This is a genomic window from Micromonospora sp. NBC_00858, assembly GCF_045207365.1.
GTDB lineage: Bacteria > Actinomycetota > Actinomycetes > Mycobacteriales > Micromonosporaceae > Micromonospora.
Genome location: NZ_CP108828.1, coordinates 6,464,458 through 6,486,050, shown reverse-complemented (window position 1 = coordinate 6,486,050; position 21,593 = coordinate 6,464,458). Strand labels below are relative to the sequence as shown.

Sequence of the window (21,593 nt, the reverse complement as noted above, 5' to 3'; positions counted from 1 at the left end):
TAGGCGCCGGCCAGCCGGAGTGGCAACCGCCTTTCGACGGTGACGTTCAGCGGGTCTTCTTCGTCGCCCGTTTGCGGGGCGGCGTCAACAGCTCAGCGATCGCGGCGATCGCGGACGGCACCAGCCGGTAGTACGCCCAGACGCCGCGCTTGTCGCGCTCGAGCAGGCCGGCCTCGGTGAGGATCCGAAGGTGATGACTCACGGTCGGCTGGGAGAGCCCGAGCGGCGCGGTGAGGTCACTCACGGACGCCTCGCCCTCGGGAGACGACTGGATCAGGCTGAGCAGTCGTAGCCGGGCCGGGTCGGCGAATGCCTTCAGCACTCCCGCGAGGCGCTCGGCGTCGGCACGCTTGATCGGTTCGCCAGCAAGAGGCGAGATGGCAGGCATCGTCGTTTCCGCAGTTCCCACGTCATGCATCGTTGCAGCAACACCCCCGCTAGACCGGTGTAACGAGGCCTTGATCACGGTGAGGTTCTCGGGTGGGACCGTCCCGCACCCGTTCGGCTCGTGTCGGCATGATGATCTGCGGAGCGAGAGAGGTGCCGGGGGTGCCCGGATCGTGTGATGTGGTGGTCGGCAGGGCGGCGAGGTAGCGCTCGGCGTCGAGGGCGGCGCCGACCTCAAGCGCACCGCCCGCCAGCAGCGGTGACCCCACCACAAAAGACCAGGTCGCCGTCCATCGACCTCTCGCGGACTGGATGCGGACCGCAGTTCGCCGCCAGGGATTTGCACTTCACGCATCGGCCACCACCGGCAGACCTTCAAACGTCTCGCGTCCGATCATGACCGCTGCGTGCGACGGCTACTCAACGGTGGACGACCCAGACGAAAGCGGGCTGCAAGGTCGTCGGCAAGGTCAAGAACGTCCCGCGAGCCATCGATGGTCACGACCGGCAGGTGGAGCTCAGCGCCTTGGCGGCGGACTTCAGCGTCCCACAGTTCGTCGCGAGCCAGTCGCAGAGCGAGGGCTTCGTTGTGGTCACTGTCTCCCCAGTTCGCTCGGGCTCTCGCGGCGTCGGCGAATCGAGTCCGCAACGCCCGATCCCGAAACTGCGGGGTTGGCAGGAGGAACGCTGCCTGCTCTGGCCATGCCAGCAGCGGAGCAACCTCACGGGGCAGAGTTCGGAAGTCGTCGACCAGGACTGGACGCTCGGTAGGCATCGCCAGCAGGTCGTCGACAACGAACCCGAACGTCTCCCCGTGCAGGCTCGGCATCAACTCAAATACCTCCTGCGCACTCCGGCCGTTCCACTTCTGTGCCAGCGGAGCTTTCAGCAACGCCCACAGGTGCGGCTGCTTCTCGGCAGTGCAGCGGCGGACGTAGTCACGCTCCGCGCGGTCCCCGTCGTAGATCAGCACGTCGTAACGCTCGGCCAGGGCCTGGGCGAGGGTGCTCTTGCCTGACCCGGTGCCCCCCGCGATCCATCGGACATGCGAAAGACGGCGAGCAAGGTCTACGGCGTGGTGTTCGGCGGCCATGCCAAGAGACTGCCTTGATCCGGCCAACTTCTCCCACCGGTTCTCGGCGCTGTGCAAGCGGGCCGGACTCGGACACTGGCACCCGCACGACCTTCGCCATTCTGGCGCGTCGCTCATGCTCGCCCAGGGCACCCCGCTGCATGTGGTGTCGGAAGTCCTCGGGCACACGCGCATCGCGTCGCGGCGAGCGGGCTCTCCGGCTGCCGAACCGGGGGCCGGGAGCCGGACCTGGCCCGCACCCCGGCCGAGAGGGTCCGTGCCCCTTGGTGCCAACCCAGGTTCACAAGACCACCGCTCGCCGCCTACCCGAACGTGCACCTAGTTCACCGGGTCAGCCGGAGGTTGAGTGGAGCTAGTGCCCGTGATCTCATCGGGGCGCCAACTCAGGAGTGACATGCCCCGACGAATGACCTACCGCCAAATCGCGGACGACATCGCCGCCCGCATCGCCACCGGCGAGTACCCACCCGAGTCCAAGATTCCTTCCTATAGCCAGCTGTCACAGCTCTACAGCGTTTCCATTGCAACCGTGCAGCGTGCACTTCTGGTGCTGCACGCCAAAGGCGTCGTATATGGAGAGCCTGGTCGGGGCGTCTACGTCAAGGAGCATGACGACTCGTGAAGTAGGGCGAAACAGGAGACGTGGACGTTACGCCGACTGCGTGGAGCTGAACCCGTTGGACGCTCGTGGGAGCGCACCAAGTCCGGTAGTACCAGCGTTCGTCTATGGAGTCGTGCAGGTAGGGGGATTATGCGAATCGTCTTCATGTTGCGCCATTTGCACGAACCGGCACCAGGCTTGTCCGGGTGCTTAAGACGCCGCTAAGCCCGGCGTCATCGTGGCACGTTCCTCACCCGCGCACTGAAAGCCCCTCTCCGGCCGCTGCCTGGCGGACGGGCGGGCCGCCAGGACGACGCCCCCAGCGGCATTAGCCCAGGATCGGCGCTCGACGCGTCCACGATCGAACCCTTCGCGGTCGCCGAGACGGACGCCGCCCCCTTCGAGGCGGTTATCGCCGCCTTTCACCGGGTCACGGACGAGATCTTCGCCGACCGCCTCGACCTGGTTCGCCTGCGTCAGTCCATCATCGAGGGCAGCTCAGAACTGCAGGAGCGCGAGCTGCGCAAGACGGGCTCGCTGGCGGCGGCGGTCGCCGCCGCCCTGCGTACCAAGGGCGTCGGCGAGACCACGGCCGCCCTGTCCACCGAGTCGGGCGTCATGGTTTGCCGGGTGGCGTTCGCCCGCTGGGTCGCGCCCGGCAGCGACGCCTCCCTCACCGACCTGATCGCCGAGGTGGCCGCCGAGCTGCGCGCGGTCACGTCAGCCCCAGAACTACACCCGGATCTCGGTCAGTACTGAACGGTGCAGTACCGGTGGGCCGCTGGTGGGCCGTAGAACCTCACCCTCCCCGACGGGCAGACCGTGAAGTCGGCAGGCGTCCCATCCGGCGAACTTCTGGCCAGGCAGCGGGCGAGCGGTGCGCCGTCCGTCACCGTCACCTCCGCGCTGGCCCCGACCACGCCGGCCGTGTCATTGCCATCACCGAGTGGCTATGCCGCGATAGCGAATATCCGGACTGGCGCGGCGCGCCGGAAGAGGACGCTTCGTCCCTCGAAGCGACTGGCTGCCCGCCCTTGACGGAAACCAGCGCCCGGACCCGCGCGGACCGCCATGGACCCGGAAGGCGCATCACTCCCAGATCTGGTTTCGGCTCTTTCGCGCTTCTTCGGCGTTCGTTGACAGCATCGCGCCGGGGTCGACAAGACGCAGGCCGACGCCGCGCACCGCCTGGATCCGCAGCGGGCAGTCCAATTCGTCGAGCTTGCGGCGGAGTCGCTTCACCACCGACCACACGTCGCCCCGGCCGCCGAGGTGGTCGTTGCCCCAGACCGCGCGGTGCAGCGACTCGAAGGTGCAGGTGCGGCCGAGTTGTGCCAGCAGAAGGTACCGAAGCAGGTCGTGCTCGAGGGGCGACAGGGGTACGGTGCGCCCGGACCAGGTTGCCACCCGCCTGTCCGAGTCGACCTCCGGGACGACATCAGCCGTTCCTATGAGGGCTCGCAGGAGCGGCTCGACGACGCGTGGATGGACTGACGGGGCTTCGGCGGGCGGGGCGCTGTCGACAAGTAGCGACAGGAGCTCCTCCGGCGACGAGACCAGCAGCACCGGAGCATGCCCGGTCACCAGCGACGCCAGGCGCACTCTCTCCGCCGTCGAGGAGGCGATCGCGATGATCACGGTCGCGCCGTCGGCTCCCGGTGGACGTTCCATCCGGACGTCCTCGATGGACTTCTCTCCCCGAGCGAGAGTCATCTTTCTCCTTACCTGTGGCCTACTGCGTTCCGCCTGCGTCGCCGGCCCGATATGAAACAGGAGCAGACGCTGGTAGGACCGGAACGACCCCCCAAAGCCCTCTGGGCGCCGTGTGGGTCACGCCGGCTACCCGAAAGAACACTATGAACTATGTGAATGGATGGTCAAGCACAGCATGTGAGCAGCTTGTCACTAGCAGTCGACGAGATTGACGGTTATCGTCAGGGCCATGACGAAGTTCGGCAGAAATTGCCCATCGGTTCCGGATGGGGTGTAGGGGCTCATTACGCTGGTGTGGCGTTGACCAGCAGCGACACGGCAGGCCGTCGGAACAGTGACCTCGCCGATCTGATCAGGCGACTCGCCGACGAGGAACCCCTCCTGGCGCTACACCGTCGGGGTCTTAGAGGCCGAGGCCCGTGACCCAGCCGGAGTCGGTGATGCCCATGGCGTGACAGGATCGATCCTGAGTCGGTCGGGAGCAGCGACGTGAGAGCCACGAGGTGGTCGTCTGCCGTCCACAGCACCGCCCGGTCGCTGGGGTCGAGAACACTCTCCTTGATCGGCGGTCAGCCGAGCGGCGAACCGTCGAAGGAGTAACTGAAGTCGTAGAGCTTCCTGCCGCCGCCGACTCGGCTGAGGGCGGCGGCGTGCCGGGCCTCCTGGTGGTCGACGTACGACACGACCCGGCCGACCGCGGGTCGACCTTGCGCCCGGGGGGCGGGCTTGGGCGCGGCAAGGCCGGCAACTCCGCCCTCGTAGGCCACGACCGGGTCGAGTGCCATCTGCACCACGTAGGTCTCGGTCGGCTGTGGGCTGGCACTCGCGGTGCTGGTCCCCGGCACGATGGTGAGTCCCATGGGCGCTACGCCCAGCGCAACCGGCGCGGTTGTCCGCTGCTGCCAGGTACTAGCGGTTTGGTCGTTCGGGCCACGTGGTCCTTCCCTGCCGGCGGGCCGCTTCCGAGCATCCAACGGCCGGAGTCGATATGTGCTGTGCGTGCAGCCTCGTGACTTACTCATCGGTCGCCCCTGTCGGAGTCATGCCATGTCGGAGAACCCGCCATCTCATGGGTTTGGGACGAGGACCCGGAAACGCCGCACGGTTATGACGCGCTGACCATCAGTCAGCCACGAGTTGACCGGAGTGCTCCCGAGTTGCCCATGCCGCCGGGTAGACCCACCTGTGCCGCATCATCCATGTTGGTCTATAGCCCACGACCGTGGGGTGTCGTGCGCGTCCTGTCTCTGCGGCGCGCTAGTACATGGAGGTTCCGTGCACACACGAACCAGACATGCGAGACGCGCGTCAGTCGTGACCACGGCTTTCGCGGTTCTCGCGACAGCGATGGCGAGCGCAGTACCCGCGTTCGCCGCGCCGTCGACCACAGCACCGTCAGCCAACCCGGCCGACAAGCTCACCTCGGCCGTCGAGAAGACGCTCACCACGCACGACTCGGCGGACTTCTGGGTGAAGCTGTCGGCGAAGGCCAACCTGGACGCGGCGCCGAACATCGCCGACTGGGGCAAGCGCGGCCAGCACGTCTACGACGCGCTCACCAGCACGGCCAAGACGTCCCAGGCGGACGTGATCCAGCAGCTCGAGGCGAACGGCGTCGACCACGAGAGCTTCTGGATCAGCAACCGCATCCTCGTCGAGGACGGCACGCTGGAGCTCGCCAAGGCGCTCGCCGCGCAGTCCGAGGTCAGCCAGATCACCGAGACCACGAAGTTCGACCTCGTCGAACCGGTCAAGCGCGAGAAGGCGCCGGCGAACGCCCCGGCCACGGTCGAGTGGGGCCTCGACTTCATCAACGCCCCTGAGGTCTGGGCCCAGGGCTTCACGGGCGAGGGCATCGTCGTGTCGAGCGTCGACACCGGCGTCCAGTTCGACCACCCGGCGCTCGCCGACGGTTACCGCGGTCGGCAGCCTGACGGGACGATCGTCAACGACTACAACGCGTTCGACTCCTCCGGGCGGTGCGGCGCCGGCAATCCGTGCGACGTGAACGGGCACGGCACCCACACCATGGGCACCATGATGGGCGACGACGGCGCGGGCAACCAGATCGGTGTCGCGCCCGACGCGCAGTGGATCGAGGCTAACGGCTGCGACACCTGCTCGGACGCCGACCTGCTCGAGTCCGGTGAGTGGATCACCGCGCCGACCCGCACGGACGGCACCGACCCCGACCCGGCGAAGCGGCCGCAGGTCGTCAACAACTCGTGGGGCGCGGTCGCCGCCGGGGCCATCGACGACTGGTACCAGGACATCACCGACGCGTGGGCTGCCGCCGGCATCTTCGGCGCCTGGTCGGCGGGCAACAGCGGTCCCGGTTGCCAGACGACCTCCTCGCCGGGCGCGAACACTACGAACTACTCGGCGGGCGCGGTCGACTCCTCGGGCCGCATCGCGTCCTTCTCCTCGCGCGGTCCCGGTGAGGGCGGCGGGATCAAGCCGAACATCTCGGCCCCGGGCGTGGCCGTTCGCTCCTCGGTCCCGGGTGATGGGTACGCGCTCTTCAACGGCACCTCGATGGCCGCCCCGCACCTCGCGGGCGCCGTCGCCGTACTGTGGAGCGCCGCACCGGCGCTGATCGGCGACATTCCGGGCACCTGGGAACTGCTGAACCAAGCCGCCCACAACGTCGACGACACCTCGTGCGGCGGCACCGCCGAGAACAACAACGTCTACGGCGAGGGCACGCTCGACCTAGCCGCGCTGATCGACGCTGCGCCGATCGGTGACATGGGCACCGTTGCCGGCACCGTCACCGAGACCGACGGCGACCCGATCAGCGGGGCGCGCGTGACGGTCGACGGCGAGCACGACCGTACCGTCACCACCGGCACGGACGGCACGTACTCCGCCCGCGTCGCCGTGGGCGACTACCAGGTCTCGGCCTCGGCGTTCGGCTACCTGCCGTCTGCCCCGACCGGCGCCACGGTCACCGTCGACGCGACCACCACGGTGGACATCGACCTCGAGGCCGCGCCACGCCACACCGTGTCCGGCACCGTCACGGACGTCGCCACGGGCAACCCGTTCGTCGGCACCACGGTGAGCATCTCCGCACCGATCGACCCGGTCACCACCGACGCCAACGGCGCGTTCGCGTTCGCCGACGTGCCCGAGGGCACCTACACCATCTCGATCGAGGGCGGCACCTGCACGAGCGCGTTCTCGGAGGAGGTCGTCGTCGACGGTGACGAGACGGTCACCGCCGAGATCGCCCGTCGGTACGACGACTTCGGGTACTTCTGCACGGTCGGCAGCGACGGGGCCGCCACGGGTGACACCCGGGTGAACCTGACCGGTGACGACGCGGCGACCACGGTCCCGCTGCCGTTCTCGTTCCCGTACTACGAGGGCGACTACACGACGGCGTACGTGACCACCAACGGCCACGTGAACTTCGCCGGGCTCTCGACCTCACTCGGCAACGTCCAGATCCCGAACAGTTCCGTACCCAACGCGGCGATCTACGGGCTGTGGGACGACCTGTTCTTCGACGCCTCGTCGGGTCTGTACTCCGCGGCCACCCAGGTCGATGGGGTCGACGCGTTCGTCCTCGAGTACCGGAACGTCGCGTTCTTCTCCAACCGCGCCGAGCGGACGAACTTCTCCGTGACACTCTTGGCGAACGGTGAGATCGAGCTCGGCTACGGGGCGAACTCGGGCGGAGCGCTCTCAGCAGGCAGCTCGGCCACGGTGGGAATCGAGAACGAGAACGGCACCATCGCCCATCAGTTCTCCTACAACACCCAGGCGATCAACGCCGGAATGTCGATCCACTACGACTCCGCGCCGCGGGGCACGGTGACCGGCACGGTGACCGACCGGAACACGGGTGCGCCGATCTCTGGCGCGACCGTGGCGGTCTCCTCCGAGGCCCAGAGCAAGACCGCGACCACTGGAGCGGACGGCACGTACTCGACGTCGATCCTCACCGGTGACTACTCGGTCGAGGTCACGGCGCCGAACTACCAGGGTGCCACCGGCTCGGTCACGGTCACCGAGGACGGCACCGTGAGGTTCGATGCCGCGCTGGCGGCGGGCAAGGTGACCATCGCTTCGGATGGCGACACCCATGCCGAGCTGCCGATGGGCGGTTCGCACACCGAGGAGCTCACGATCACCAACGAGGGCACCGCCCCGGCGTCGGTCGAGCTGGAAGCCGGCGGCGGCGAGTTCGAGCCGGTCGCCACGGGTGCTCTCACGGCGGTGAAGGGTGAAGCGACCGTCCCGGCGTCGGTGGCCCCGAAGGGGAAGCTGTCGGCGGGCGGCCCGTCGATGTCGCCTTCGAGCGTCAAGGGCGGGACGATGACGCCGCTGGCGGCGCCGATCCCGGCCGACGAGATCACCATCACGCACTCCGCGTCGCAGGCGATCATGACCGGCAACTCGGCGTCGTGCAACAACGGCGCCACCACCCGGAACAACTCCTACCTGCGGACGTTCACGCTGGACGACTTCGGGCTCAACGGCCTGGACGTGTCGAGCGTGTCGTTCGGGGTGGAGGTGAACCAGGGGAGCCAGCCGCTCACGGTCAACCTCTACACGCTCGAGGGCGACCTGCGGTACGCCAACATGACGCTCATCGGCTCGGCCGACGCCACGGTTCCGGCCGGTAACGGCACTCTGGTGACGGTCCCGGTCGAGGGCGCGGTTCCGTCCGGTAGCACCCTGGTGGTCGAGGTGAGCGTCCCTGCGGATGGCTACTTCTTCATCGGCTCGAACGACGCCGGCCAGACGGCGCCGTCGTACATCGCCTCGGTGGACTGCGGCATCTCCGAACCGGCCGACACCTCGTCGATCGGCTTCCCGGGCATGCACATCGTGATGAACGTGACGGGTAGCTCGGGCGCTCCGGCGGACTGGGTGTCCTTCGACAACCCGTCCGTCTCGCTCGAGCCGGGCGAGTCGGTCACGGTGGAGGCGACCATGTCGGCCGACGTCGACCAGCCGGGCGCGTACGCCGCCGCGATCGGTGCCAGCACCAACACGCCGTACCGCGTGGCTGAGGTGCCGGTGTCGATGAACGTCACCGCCCCGAAGTCGTGGGGCAAGGTCGCCGGCACCGTCACCTCCTCGGCCACCGGCGAGCCGTTGGGTGGCGCCATCGTCCAGGTGACCGGCGGCAAGGGATACCGCCAGACGCTGGTCACCGAGGACGACGGTACGTACGCGTACTGGATCAACGCGACGGTGAACCCGCTCACGCTGGTCGTTGCGGTCCAGGGCTACGCGCCTGAAACGGCGAAGGTCACGCTCAAGGCGGGCAAGACGGTCACGGCGGACTTCTCGCTCGACCCGCTCCGGTAGCGCGTACACGGGGCGCGCCGTAGCGCGCGTCCCGTAGCGCGCGTCCTGTACGACGGCGGCCCGGTCACCATCCAGGTGGCCGGGTCGCCGTCGGGCATCGACCGGACCTGCCTACGCCGAGCGGGTCATGGCCCGCGCGGGCGCGGGCGGCTGCCGGCCCACCACCTCACCGGTCCCGGTTCCAAAGCGAGGCGCTAGCGAGGGCCGTGAGGGCTTGGCGTTCCAGAGCGGGGTGGATCTCGGCATAGGCGAGGCGGCTGTGGTCGTCCACGGCGCAGTGGACGTAGTCGAAGCCGACGCAGTCGTGGTCCCAGCCGAGGGCCTGGTGCGGGTAGTTCCGACTCGGGCAGCACGCCGCTGGCGTAGCTGGCGTGCCACGCAGTCACCGCTGCTGCGAGCGGGAGCCGTGTTCCTGTTGGTTAAGGGATTGTGATGGCGATTTCGTTGGGGAGCGCGTCGAGGAAGATCAGTACACCGGCGATGCCGACGATCCAGCTCATTGCGGTGCGCGAGCCGCCCGCGATCTTTCGTTGCCAGCGTTCGAGGCGTTCCTGCATTCGCCCGCGCAGTAGCAACCATGCCAAGTACAAAGCGATGCCGGGCAGGATCATGATGATCACGTAGACCCCCAGCAGCAGGAGCCACTGTGCTGGTTCCAGTCCGGCGGAGGTCATGATTCCGATCGCGCCGAAGTACGGGACCGCGGTGTAGAACTCGAAGAGCCAGGTCCCCAGCCCCACGAGGACCATCGAGCGCGGGGTGGGGGTCTTGACCGGAGCCGGCTCTACGTCGGGTCGTTTCTTCGCGGGGATGAACCAGCTACCAGCGAAGAGTGCGATACCGATCCCGCCCTGGATCCACGCCCATATTGACGGGTCGATCGCAGGCAGTATCGCTCCCAGCCCCAACATCAGTAGGACACCAAGAGCGAGGTATGCGACGGCGATCGTTCCCAGGTACAGGCCCAGTAGGAGCCCGAGGCGTCGGGGGCGTGCCAGGAGCAGGTAGACGGTCACTCCGATGAGGGCGGGGCTGAGCATGTCGAGCAGGGCCAGCCCGAACACTGCCCCCACGGTCACGATTGACACAGCCCCGGCACCTTCCTCATCGACGGTCACATTGTCGTCCTCCGCCGTTCGATGACCGGCGGCTTGACGCCCGCTAGCCCGGACGACAGGCGTTGCTGGGAGCGGAAGATCGGTCTCGCTCATCCAGTGGCAGACCTCGAACGTCTTGACTGTTGCCCAACCCCGCACCTTCTGCCCGGAGCGGACCCCTGCGATCGCTAGAACAGCCAACAAGAAAGCGGTTGTCGCCGCGGAAGGCACGGTTGTCTCCGACGAACGTCTTGACCACTGCGACTGGAACAGAGTCAGCGGCCGGAGCCTGGCAGGCTCCGGCCGCTGACCGCGACTCACATATGGATTACAGTCGCGCGCACTGGCCTGATGCGGGGCCCTTAACGCTGTTGGGTCGGCTCTCGTTTGCCGGGGCCGGGGTGTTGCCCGAGCAGGCGAGGGGTCCGCTGATGGTGTTGGCGGAGATGACTACCGGTTGGCTGCCGGTGTTGCTGTTGACGGTGATCGGACCGCTGACGGTAACGGTGTCGATCCGGACTCCACCGGTGTTGGCGGTGACCGACACTGGGCCGTTCACCTTGCCCTTGGTGATGTTCAGCTGGCCGGTCGCGCCGGTGACGGTGACCGGGCCGGACACGGTGGCGCTGGCGAGATCGAACAGGACCGGGCGGGTGGCGTACACCGGGCCGCTGATGGTGCCGCCGGTGACCACCAGCGAGGCGCCCGGGTTGACCGTGACGGGGCCGCCGATCGCGGCGTTCTCCAGGCAGGTCAGGCCCGCGGTGACCACCAGCGGCTTGCGGTACGCGCCGGTGATGGTCGTGGTGCACTGCGGACCCGCCTGCCCGACGGCCGACCGCGGCTGAGTATCCGCGGTGACTGGCGAGTTCGCGGCGAAGTAGCTCACCAGCATGGTGAGGTCGTTGTCGCCGGTGGTCGCCGGGTCAGCGCCGTCGCCGAGGGTGGCGAAGTTGTCACCGCCCGTCGCGAGGAACGAGTTCACCGTGACCCGGTACGTGCCCGCCGGGTCGAGCGGCGTGCCATTGAGCTTGATCGAGGTGATCCGCGAGCCCTTCGGCGCGTCGGGGTTGTAGGTGTAGCTGAACCCCTTCGAGACACCCAGCCACAGCACCGGACGGGACGCCCCGTCTGGCTGCCACTGCTCCTCCAGCACCTGCTTGATCTGGGCGCCGGTGTAGCTCTTTGTCACCACGTCGTTGGCGAACGGCTGGACGGCGAATGCGTCCGCGTAGGTCACCATGCCGTCGGTGCGGTAGAGCAGGTCGGCGCGTAGGCCACCGGGGTTCATGAATGCGATCTGCGCCCCACCCCGGCCCGGGTCCTTCGTGCCGGCGAGTTGCACGTCGGCAATGAAGTTGCCGAGCGCCGACTCCTTGCCCCGGTCCTCGTTTCCGTTGGTGTAGGCCCGCTTGATGTCCGCGGTGATCGAGCCCAGCTGCTGCTTGCCGAGCTCGCCTGCCTTGGTCTTGGCGGCGGCCACGATGTCGGCCACCGCCTGGTCCTGCGGCGCGCCGACCACGTCGACCAGCTGCGCGTCGGCCGTCGTGACCTGGCCCGTGTTCGGGTCGTAGGTCAGCGCGACCTTGCCCAGCCGCTTGCCGTAGTCCTCGGCCTGTACCACAGGACGCAGCCGGTCCGATCCGGGGACCGGGAGCTCGAACGCGTACGGCTGGTGGGTGTGACCGCTGAAGATCGCGTCGATGGTGGCGTCGACCCGGGTGAACTTGCCGAAGACCGGGTCGTTGGCCAGCGCCTCGGCGGAGGTGATGTTCTCCGTCGCGGCGCCCTCGTGCGCGAGCAGCACCACCACGTCGGCCTCCCCGTTGTCCGGGTTGCCGTCCTTGAGCTGGCCGGCGACCAGGTTGGCCTCGGCGACCGGGTCGCGGAAAGTCAGCCCGGCGATGCCGTCGGGGCTGACCAGCGACTTGGTCTGCTCGGTCACCACGCCGACGAAGCCCACCCTCACCCCGCCCACCGTGCTGACGGAGTACGCCGGCAGCGCCCTGGCGTCGCCCCGGTACACGTTGGCGCCCAGGTACGGGAAGTCGGCGCGATCGGACACCCGGCCGGTGAGGTCGGCGATGCCCTTGTCGAACTCGTGGTTGCCCACCGCCGAGGCGGCGAGGCCGGCCTGGTTCAGCGCGTCGATCGTCGGGTTGTCCCCGTCGATCGCCGAGATGAACGTGGATGCGCCGATGTTGTCGCCAGCGGACACGAACGCGGTGTTCGGGTTCTGCGCGCGCAGCTGCCCGACCAGGCCGGCGAGCTGGGCGGCGCCGCCGACCGGCTGGCCGCCGACGGTGGCTGGGGATTCCAGCCGGCCGTGGAAGTCGTTGATGCTGAGCAGCTGCAGGTTGACCGGGTTCGCGCGGGTGTTGATGCCCACCACGAGCGGGTTGTGGTCGCTAGCCCGGTACGGGTTCGCCTCGTAGAAGGCGGACAGCCCGTCGTATTGGAACGCGTACGACTCGACCGCGTTGATCTGCCACACGTCGATGCCGGTGACCCGGGCCGCGAGCGACGGGGAGGCGAGGGCGTGGTCGAGGGAGCCGGACTCGCCGCTGAAGACGTAGGTGGCCTTGCCGGTGTTGTTCAGGTCCCGGTACTGCTTGTCGTAGAGGACCTGCATCGGGTCCTCGTGGGTGTAGGCGTTGAAGTCGCCGAGCAGCAGCACGTCGTCGGTGCCGCTGTCCGCCTTGACCTGGTCGACGAAGGCGGCCAGCGCCCGCGCCTGACGGACCCGGTCGCCGTTCCACGAGCCCTGCCCGTCGCCGGTGTCGGCGTTGTCGCCGGTCCCGGTGCCGCTCTTGGACTTGAGGTGGTTGGCGATCACGGTGAAGGCGATCTTCCCCGCGGTGAAGGTCTGTGCGATGGGCTCGCGGGCGTTGGACCAGACGGTCTCGTCGTTCACCGACCGCGACGGGCCCTTGGGCTGTACCTTCGCCGGCTTGAAGATGATCGCCGTGGTGATGAAGTCCTGCTGGGTTGGGCCGGGCAGGTTGGCCGGGCTGCGGACGTAGTCCCAGGTGCCGTTGCCGTCTTTGGTGTTCAGGGCGGCGACCAGGCGCTTGAGCGCCTGCTGCGGGTCGCCTGCGTCGAACCGGACCGAGTTCTCGATCTCCTCGAGCGCAACCACGTCGGCACCAAGTGCGCTGATCGCCGAGACGATCTTCGCCTCCTGCTTGGCCAGACCGGCCTCGTCAGCGGCGCCGCGGGCGTCCCCGCCGAAGTGCACGAAGTAGTTCAGCACATTGAAGCTGCCCACCCGCACGTCGCCGCCGACGTCCACCGGCTGCGGGGTACGCGGGTTGGTGGTCTTGAAGCTGGTCCGGGCGGGCGGCGCGGTGTCCGCGTCGACCGGGGTGGTGGGCTGCAGGCGCCACTCGTTGAAGCCGTACGAGAGCACCGACGACCCGAATGCCTCTACCGAGTCGCCGACCCGCAGCGGGCTGGCCTTCGACAGGTACGGCGGCAGCAGGCTGGCGGTGGACAGGTTGGTGGTCCGACCGTCGTCGAGCAGGATCCGCGCGAGCTTGTTCGCGGCGGCCACCTGCTTCGCCTCGTCCGAGCCCGGACGGGCGACGTCCGTGGGGTTGGCGGCCGGACGATCACCGGCGGTGAGCACGACCTCGCCGTAGCGGTTGGTGTTGTACACCTCGGAGACGGTGTACTGGCCGACCGGCGACACCAGCATCGACTCGACCGACTCGCGGGCGCCGTCGGCGAGCGGCAGGCCGACCGGGACGGGCGCGGGCAGCGTCTGGCTGTGCTCGCAGACCTGCACGTCGGCCTTCGCGCCGATGGTGAGCTGGGTGAGCCCGTTGAACTCGCTCGGGGTGCCGCTGACCCGGACCCGGTCGCCGATCGCGACCGACGGGTGGTTGGCCGTGCTGGTTGTTAGGTAGACGAAGATACCGTCCGAGGCGGTGCCCGCGGCAACGGGACGGTCCCCGCCGCTGCCCGCGGTCTGCACGTAGACGCCGTTGTAGCCACCGCTGCGATGGTCGGCGGTCACCACGCCTTCGACGGTGACCCGGGCGCCCGCGAGCGGCGTGGCGTCTCCGCCGCCCTGGACCTCGCCAATGGTGTGGTCAACGGTGACGGTGCAGCCCGGAGCCGGATCCGGGTCGGGATCACCGCCGCCCGGGACGGTGTTCACGGCGCCGAAGCTGCTCGGCGCGGGGGCCCGCCACGTACCGTCGATCTTCTGCAGCGATTCGCCGGCCGGCGTGGTCGCGGTCTCCGCGACGCCGATGTCGACGCCGGTCAGCCCATTGGCCGGCCCGCCGACGGCGGTCATCGTCCCCTCGTAGGTGAGGAACTCCGCCACGGCACCGCCCGGGGCGACGAGCGCTACGCCGTCGGGCGACCCGTTCTGGATGCCGTCCGTCGGGTACGTCGCGACGACCACACCGGCCGCCGGCATCGGGCCGCTCAGCGTGCGGGTGTTGTAGGCCGCACCGTTCGCGCCGTTGTACAGAACGATCTGCCAGCCGGTCAGATCGAAGCCGGCGGGCGCCTCGATCTCGATGGCCTCGCCGGTGTCGGTACCAGCGTTGTCATAGTGGATCTCACTGATAAAGGGGTCCGATGCCGCTGGCTCCGCCAGCGCGGGTGCCCCGCTGGTCAGAAGGAGCGCGCCGCTTGCGACGAGGACGCTGAACACGTTGCGTGTTCGTTTGCGCCGGTTCCAGTCCATTAAGTTCGCCTCCGATGGCGGGGTTGGCCAGGTGGAGATTAGAGGCCTTTTTCTGTCCGCCCAAGAGCCGCCCGGTGCATGGAGCGGATTGATCACGGCTAGATGAACAGAACTGATCGAGGCTGCCGACCGATTGTGGCGATCGCATCGGCCGAATGGCCATTAGCGACAGACCCGCCGGATGACCGCTCGGAGCGCCAGTGGCCGGAATGCCGCTCGAAACAGGTCCGGTGCAGGCTGATTCAGGCGTTTCCCCGAGCAACCTTGCGGTCAGTTGATCATTTGGTGAACCTTGTTAGCCGCGGTTGTGGGACTTCCGTTGTCGACGGCGAGGACAAGGGCAACCTCACGGCAGGTGCGACACGCCGCCGGGGTCCTGGCCACGCAGCCCGGCCGGTTGCCGGCCAACCGTGCAATCGGTCAACGATCTGTCGTTGTCGGCGCCCCCGGGCTTGACCCCGGGGTGGTCTAGCGTTGCAGCTGGTCCTGCACGGCGATGACCACCTCCGGGCCCGGCCGGCGGACGACCGCAGCCTTGGACGGGGTGATCCGCAAGAAACGGTTGCACGTCGACCTGACCGAGAGAGCCCAGCGGACGGCCGGCACAACGAGCGGACCCGGAGGCGGGGCCGGGGCCAGCGGCACTCGCGCTTCTGGGCTCGGAGACGTACGTGTCGCCGCCGCCTTCTTCGCGGCCCGGATCACCCCTCCTCGGCGAGGTCGGATGGCCTGTTCAGGAGGTTCAGGGCCCGCCCGCCCGGCGTTCACCTGTCCATTCCTACCGACCGCAGGGCTTCCTCACGTCGCGGCTTCGGGCCTGCCCGCGACGGGGCCGGGGCAGAGATAGATCCACTACCTCCAGTCATCTGGCCTCCTCGATGCCGATGGTGTTTCGCGTAACGTCTTCGCACGTCGGAGCGCCTTCTGGTCGGCGGGCCAGGATCCGATCCCGGCCCGCGTCACATATCGGATCAGAACGGGGAACGATGAGCCGAACAGCAAACAGGGGCCGGCGCGCCCCGGTCTGGATGGTGGGGGTGGGCGTGCTCGCCCTCCTGGCCGCCGGTGCGGGCACCGCCGTGGCGGGCAGCGGCCGGTCCGCCGACGACAGCGCGGCGGAAGCGCATCTGGTCGCTGACAGCACCAAATCGAAGGCCGACAAGACGACGCCCCAGTCTCCGCGGCCGGGACGGAAGCCACGTCCCACCGCGTCGCCGACGTCCAGCCCGACCGCCAGCCCGACGCCGACCCCGACCACCACCACTTCGCCTCCGAGCACCGACGTGAACGCCCAGATCCCGATCCCGGGGTACGTCACCGGCTTCCGGTTCGGCGACATCCTGGTAGACGAGGCACGCGGCCGGGTCTACATAACCGGGGGCAAGGGCACCGACGGTCTGATCGTCACCGACCTGGACGGCAACGTCCTTCGCACCCTTCAGGGCATCGCGCCGGGGGCCGCCGGGATGACGCTGAGCCCGGACGGCAGCAAGCTCTACATCGCCGCCGGCGACCAGGACTGGCTCAGGATCGTGGACCTGGACACGTGGGAACTGGACGGGCAGTTCGCTGGGAAGACCGACGGGACCATGACGTGCCCGAAGGACATGGCCTTCGCGGCCGGCCAACTCTGGGTCGCCTGGGGATGCGAGAACGAGCCCACGGCGGGCATCGGCCGGGTCGACCTCGCGACCGGCAAGTTCTCCGTGAGCGCCGTGGACGCCATCGACGAGCGGATCAGCTCGGCGATGCTGCTGGCCACCTCGCCCGCTCAGCCCGACATGCTGATCGCCGGCGCGACGGGCACCAGCCCCGCCCTGCTGGTCCGCTTCGAGGCCACCGCGACGGGGCTGGTCCAGCGGGCGATCAGCCACACCGACGGTGGCTCGGTCGCGCAGTTGGCGGTCACTCCCGACGGCACCGAGGTGATCGTCCCCTCGGGCGCGCCGTACTACCACCCGGTCCTGCGCACGTCCGACCTCGTCGAGGTGCACCGGTACCCGACCGTGACGTACCCGAACGCCGTGGCGATCCGGCCCGACGGCCTCGTCGTCGCCGGCACCAACTCGTCGTACGACAAGGACGTCTGGGTCTTCGAGCCGGGCGGCACCACGCCGATCAGCACGTACGAATTCGGGCACCTGCCGAACCAGGAGACGTGGGCGCACAACCTGGTCAAGGGGGGGCTGGCCGTGTCCGGCAACAAGATCTACGCGGTCACTGACCAGTCGGCCGAGCCGGAGATGGTGACCTTGCGGATCCGTACCCTGCCGTGACACCCGACGCCCGGCCCGTCACCGACGGGCCGGGCGATCGGCGGTCGTCACCGGTGACCACTCGCCCGGCGGGGCCCATCCATTCCACGGGGAGGAAATTAGTGCGGAAATTCGTGTCCGCGGTGGCGATCGCGGTGGGCGTCGCCGCCGGCGGTCTCGCGCCGACGGCGGCCCAGGCGGCGTCCGCCGCGCCGGCGGTGCTCTGGGCGAGCAGCGTCGAGGAGGAGCTGGGCCGAATCCAGGTCGGCGTGAGCGCCGACGCCGGGGTCGCCAGCATCAAGATCCACGTCATCTCGCCGGCGACCGAGCAGGAGATCGCCGTCGTCGACTCGTTCCACCTGGTCAACGGCACCGAGCAGAACGGCTGGTGGCAGGCGGACGACGCGGTGATCCTTCCCGAGCTCGGCGCCTACCGGCTGGACTCGGAGATCACCGACGCCGACGGCGTGCACGTCGAGCAGCGGTCGGTCGGCTTCCTGGCGTACATGGTGAAGATGTTCTTCAAGGACCTCAAGGTCACCCGGACCGTCTCGTACGACAAGCGAAAGGTCACCGCCTCCGGTCGGCTGATGGGCCGGTGGCCCGGCACCGGCGACGTCAAGCCGGTCGAGAACTTCCCGATCGAGTTCGTCACCTGGTACGGCAACCCGGCCGACGGGGTCTCCGGAAAGGTCGGCCACTTCGAGCTGACCACGGAGGTCCAGTACGCCGACGAGGCCGGCTACCTCACCACGCTCTGGGACGACTCGCGGCGCTTCCACCTCCAGGCGTACGCCGACACCCAGGCCCCGGAGGTCCGGCTGGCGGACACCCGGATCACCGCGGACCTCGACCGCGACACCGTAATCAACGGTGAGCAGGTCACTCTGACCGGCGAGTTGAGCTGGAAGACGCCGCAGGAGTGGCGGCCGATGCCCGATGCGCCGGTCTACGTCTCGTACTGCGACACCCGCGACTACTGCACGCTGCTGGGCGCCACCAGCACGGACGGGCAGGGGCGGTACCAGGTCACGGTCAGCCCGTTCTGGGGTGGGACGCTGCGGGTCTCCACCTATTACCCGGACCCGTTCGTCACCACGGTCACCCACGTTGACAAGCAGGTGGTCGTGCTGGACCGCACCCAGTTCACCGACTTCTTCGGCGAGCGGAGCGCGGACGGCCAGGTGTGGCTGCACGGGCACCTGCAGTTCCTGAACAACTCCACGCCCGGACAAATGCCGGTCGACATCCAGTTCTCCAAGGACGGCGCCGCCGGCTGGCACACGGTCAGCTCGTTCGACATCTCGTACAACCCGACGAACCCGGAGGGGTATTCGTTCGAGGCGTTCCTCGACGAGCCGGGCCCCGGCTACTGGCGCGCGACGTACGCGGGCAGCGCGACCTCCTTCCAGAGCGCGGTGAGCGCGGTGGTCTTCGTCGGCTAGACGTGCTGGTCCCGCAGAGCAGGCACGGGCTTTCCGCCCGGGCCTGCTTTCTGCCGTGATTCCGGTGCTGCACAACGTCACGTTCGCCGACGTGAAGGAGTACAGCTCGTTCCTCGGCGACATGATGGGTTTCGACACCGCGGAGGACAGCGTCGCCGAGATCGCCGCCAAGATCGCCTCGGCTCTGATCGACCCGACGGTAATCGATCCGGCTGCCTGAACGTCTCTGCACCCGCCGGCGCTCTCAATCGCGTCGGCGGGTCGGCCTGCAGGGTGTCGCTAATCGAGGCATCCAGCGCCCGCTGGCGGTTGGCCGCGGTCAACTCCCGCACCTGGTTGCCGTACCCGTCGAACCGGGCCGTGCTGATCTGCCCATCGGGTTCGGCGGTATTCACCGCGCGGGCGTTGGCGTCCAGGTAGGTGACCACGACCCGGTCGTACGAGCCGGGCGGAGTGCCGGTGGTCAAGTCGCCGGTTGGCACCCGCGTCGGCGGGAACACCGCCGTCGCCTGTGTTGGCGGCTCGGTCTGCCCCATTGGGTGGAACCGGCCAACATGCAGCGACTGCGGGCCACCCTGCGCAAAGCTCAGATGCCCAAGCCGAAGCTCATCGAGCTGATCCGGGCGCACAAAGTCCGGTACGCCCACGCCGGAGGCTGCGGCCGGCGATGCTGCTGCGAAGGCGCCCAAGGCGGCCGGCAACACCGAGACGCATTGAAGCCGCGAAGCGGTAAACCCAGCGCGAGCCCGTAGGCGACCAGGACGGCGACGCTCAGGGCGCCCATCGGGATGCCGTTCCGCTGCGAGCGGCCGGCTCCCCCTCGCCTGCCCACATCGCACGATCGCGTCCTTCATCGAACACGGCCGTGGCTACATCGACGGAGACGGACAGGCCGGGACGTAGGACAGCTCGTCGTACGAGCACCATTCGAGCACCAATGCGTCCATCGGCACGGAATGACAAAAGGCGCCTGACCGCCTTTTGGCAAGTCAGACGCCTTTTGATCTTGTGCGCCCGAAGGGACTCGAACCCCTAACCTTCTGATCCGTAGTCAGATGCTCTATCCATTGAGCTACGGGCGCAGGTGCTCAGCCAGTGTACACACCCGGCTTTCGCGCGGAGACTCCGGGATTCGAACCCGGGAGGGGCTTTAAGACCCCAACCGCATTAGCAGTGCGGCGCCATAGACCAGACTAGGCGAAGTCTCCCTGGTGGCCCGCAGACCACCGCGCCCGAGAATACAGGTCGCCACCCACAGGGAGCAAAGCGACTTCCTCGGTACGCCCACCGGGGCCGTCGGCCCCCGTGATTCGACGCTGTGCGCCGGCGTGATCGGGACTACGCTCCATCGATATGCAGGAGCAGCCGCCCAGCGAGCCGACCCGCCGAGAGCCTGCTGACCGGGCGCGTCGGCGCCCCCCGCGTGCGACCTTCACGCCACCGACCGACGAGCAGTCGGTGGACGCGGCGGCACCGACATCCGGGCCGACAGTGGCCCCGGCCACTCTGGGCGGCCAGCGCCCTCGCCGGGTCAAGGCCGCCCCGGCGGTGCTCTTCCAACCTCCGGACCCGGACCTTCCACTGCCCCGACAGCCGGTTCCGACGCCCGCCGCCAGGAGCGGCCCAACGCCCGCCGACCAGCCGAGCTCGTCGGACGCTCGGACCGTCGAGCAGCGGGGCCCACGGGAGCGAGAGGCGGCGAGCGCCGCGGAGCCGGGGCCGACAGACCGCGAGACGGGAAGCGGCGAGCGGCTCAACACCACCGAGCCGACCGGCCCGGGCAGCTCGGTGACTCCGGCGGACGAGCGAGCGCCCAAGGTCAGCCCGGAGCAGCCGGCGGACCCGCCGACCCGGAATCCGAAATCCCGGACCAGCCGCGCCACCCCCGTCCGCAAGGCCGCCACCACGAAGGCAGCCAGGGCGTCGGTCGATGCATCCAGCACGACACCGCCGTCGTCCGACGCGCCCCCGACCGCTCCGATGGTCCCTAACAAGCGGTCCGCGAGCCCAACCGCCCTGGAGGCGACCCCCAACGAGGGGACCGCCACCCCGATCACTCCGGCGGTGGCCCCCACCAAGCGAGCGACGAGCCCGACCAAGCGAGCGACGTCCGCCCGGAAGAGCGCTACGCCCAAGAAGGCCGTCCCCGCACCCGCACCGCAACCCCCGGCCGAGCAGGCACCGGCCACAGCCGTGCCCGACGACCCCACCCCGACAGCCCCGGCTCAACCCGCCGAACAGCAGACCGCTCCGGACGAGAGGGACAGCGCGCACCACGACGAGCGGGACACCGCGCACGACGTCATGCCGGCGTCGTCGCGTACCCCCGAATCGGAGCTGCGGGCGGTGACCGCCCGCCTGCTGGACCACCCCGGCTTCGCCCCGGAGCTGCTGGCCCTCGCCGCGGTGCGGTCACTCGGCCCCGCCGCCGCCGACTGGGCTGAGCGGCTCCGAACCAGGTACCCGGATGCCCCGGCGGACGGCTTGGCCCGGCTGGCCACCAGGCGGTTCGTGCGCTCGGCAGGCGCGGGCGGGGCGGTCGCCGCGCTGGCTGGGCTCTTCGCGCCGCTGGCCGAGCTGACCTCGGTGCTCTGGACCCATTCGAACCTGGTGCTGCACCTTGCGGCGGCGTACGGCCAGGACCCGGCGCATCCGGACCGGGCGGCCGAGTTGCTGGTGCTCACGCAGGTGCACCCGGACACGGCGAGCGCGCGTGCCGCGTTGGCCGCCGCGCGGGCGGCGGGCGACCCGGCGGACGGGACGTGGGCTCGGGCGGCGGAGGCCGCATGGCGGCTGGCCGCACCACTCACGGCGCAGGCCGGCGGGTGGCTGGCGTTGCGACTGGCGTCCCGGCTGCTGCCGGGCGCGGCGGTGCTCGCCACGGCGCTGGGTGACGCGGCGGCGGCCGACCGGCTCGCGGCCCGGGCGGTAGCCGTCTACCGGCGGGCCCCGGCCGCCCCGGTGACGGGCTGACC

At 69.1% G+C, this 21,593-nt stretch carries 14 protein-coding genes and 2 tRNA genes; 8 read left to right on the top strand and 8 right to left on the bottom strand.

The window, feature by feature from the left end; all coding sequences use genetic code 11:
• Window positions 1-46: 46 nt before the first annotated feature.
• Together OG990_RS30360 and OG990_RS30355 are read right to left on the bottom strand one after the other, a co-directional pair.
• Window positions 47-418 (bottom strand): metalloregulator ArsR/SmtB family transcription factor, encoded by a 372-nt coding sequence (locus tag OG990_RS30360; protein WP_355612905.1) that lies wholly within the window; start codon window positions 416-418, stop codon window positions 47-49.
• A gap of 363 nt (window positions 419-781) precedes the next feature.
• A complete protein-coding gene (locus OG990_RS30355; protein WP_406081988.1) occupies window positions 782-1,480 on the bottom strand; it encodes a hypothetical protein in 699 nt (232 codons plus the stop codon).
• On the opposite strand from OG990_RS30355, the gene OG990_RS30350 reads away from it, so the two are divergent.
• The 3 genes from OG990_RS30350 to OG990_RS30340 all read left to right on the top strand — a co-directional run bounded on the left by OG990_RS30350 (window position 1,392) and on the right by OG990_RS30340 (window position 2,840).
• Entirely contained in the window at window positions 1,392-1,802 is a 411-nt protein-coding gene (locus tag OG990_RS30350) for a tyrosine-type recombinase/integrase (RefSeq protein ID WP_406077924.1), read from the top strand. The genes OG990_RS30355 and OG990_RS30350 overlap by 89 nt on opposite strands.
• Before the next feature lie 84 nt (window positions 1,803-1,886).
• Window positions 1,887-2,102 carry a winged helix-turn-helix domain-containing protein gene (locus OG990_RS30345; RefSeq protein ID WP_386986498.1) on the top strand — a complete coding sequence of 72 codons (216 nt, stop codon included), beginning with the start codon at window positions 1,887-1,889 and terminating at the stop codon, window positions 2,100-2,102.
• A 609-nt stretch (window positions 2,103-2,711) separates the two neighbouring features.
• A complete protein-coding gene (locus tag OG990_RS30340; RefSeq protein WP_386986495.1) occupies window positions 2,712-2,840 on the top strand; it encodes a hypothetical protein in 129 nt (42 codons plus the stop codon).
• 330 nt (window positions 2,841-3,170) lie between these two features.
• Here OG990_RS30340 and OG990_RS30335 read toward each other — a convergent pair whose 3' ends face one another.
• Entirely contained in the window at window positions 3,171-3,719 is a 549-nt protein-coding gene (locus OG990_RS30335; protein WP_406077922.1) for a winged helix-turn-helix domain-containing protein, read from the bottom strand.
• Window positions 3,720-4,363: 644 nt separating this feature from the next.
• Entirely contained in the window at window positions 4,364-4,654 is a 291-nt protein-coding gene (locus OG990_RS30330; RefSeq protein WP_328421514.1) for a hypothetical protein, read from the bottom strand.
• Between the two features lie 367 nt (window positions 4,655-5,021).
• Here OG990_RS30330 and OG990_RS30325 point away from each other — a divergent pair, with 367 nt between their 5' ends.
• Complete coding sequence (locus OG990_RS30325) at window positions 5,022-9,119, top strand: carboxypeptidase regulatory-like domain-containing protein (protein ID WP_406077921.1); 4,098 nt, start codon at window positions 5,022-5,024, stop codon at window positions 9,117-9,119.
• Window positions 9,120-9,538: 419 nt separating this feature from the next.
• On the opposite strand, the gene OG990_RS30320 is transcribed toward OG990_RS30325, so the two are convergent.
• Window positions 9,539-10,237, bottom strand: a complete 699-nt coding sequence (locus tag OG990_RS30320) for a GAP family protein (protein ID WP_406077920.1) — start codon at window positions 10,235-10,237, stop codon at window positions 9,539-9,541.
• Between the two features lie 307 nt (window positions 10,238-10,544).
• Window positions 10,545-15,014, bottom strand: coding sequence for an ExeM/NucH family extracellular endonuclease (locus OG990_RS30315; RefSeq protein ID WP_406077918.1), 4,470 nt, complete (start codon window positions 15,012-15,014; stop codon window positions 10,545-10,547).
• A gap of 890 nt (window positions 15,015-15,904) precedes the next feature.
• On the opposite strand from OG990_RS30315, the gene OG990_RS30310 reads away from it, so the two are divergent.
• The 3 genes from OG990_RS30310 to OG990_RS30300 all read left to right on the top strand — a co-directional run bounded on the left by OG990_RS30310 (window position 15,905) and on the right by OG990_RS30300 (window position 18,838).
• Entirely contained in the window at window positions 15,905-17,194 is a 1,290-nt protein-coding gene (locus tag OG990_RS30310) for a hypothetical protein (RefSeq protein ID WP_406077917.1), read from the top strand.
• A gap of 101 nt (window positions 17,195-17,295) precedes the next feature.
• The gene (locus tag OG990_RS30305) at window positions 17,296-18,618 is read left to right on the top strand and encodes a hypothetical protein (protein ID WP_406077916.1); all 1,323 of its coding nucleotides are present in this window, start codon (window positions 17,296-17,298) and stop codon (window positions 18,616-18,618) included.
• A gap of 64 nt (window positions 18,619-18,682) precedes the next feature.
• Window positions 18,683-18,838 (top strand): hypothetical protein, encoded by a 156-nt coding sequence (locus tag OG990_RS30300; RefSeq protein ID WP_386986471.1) that lies wholly within the window; start codon window positions 18,683-18,685, stop codon window positions 18,836-18,838.
• Window positions 18,839-19,627: 789 nt separating this feature from the next.
• Here OG990_RS30300 and OG990_RS30295 read toward each other — a convergent pair.
• A tRNA-Arg gene (locus OG990_RS30295) sits at window positions 19,628-19,700 on the bottom strand.
• Window positions 19,701-19,735: 35 nt separating this feature from the next.
• A tRNA-Ser gene (locus OG990_RS30290) sits at window positions 19,736-19,826 on the bottom strand.
• Between the two features lie 145 nt (window positions 19,827-19,971).
• On the opposite strand from OG990_RS30290, the gene OG990_RS30285 reads away from it, so the two are divergent.
• The gene (locus OG990_RS30285) at window positions 19,972-21,591 is read left to right on the top strand and encodes a hypothetical protein (RefSeq protein ID WP_406077915.1); all 1,620 of its coding nucleotides are present in this window, start codon (window positions 19,972-19,974) and stop codon (window positions 21,589-21,591) included.
• Window positions 21,592-21,593: the final 2 nt, after the last annotated feature.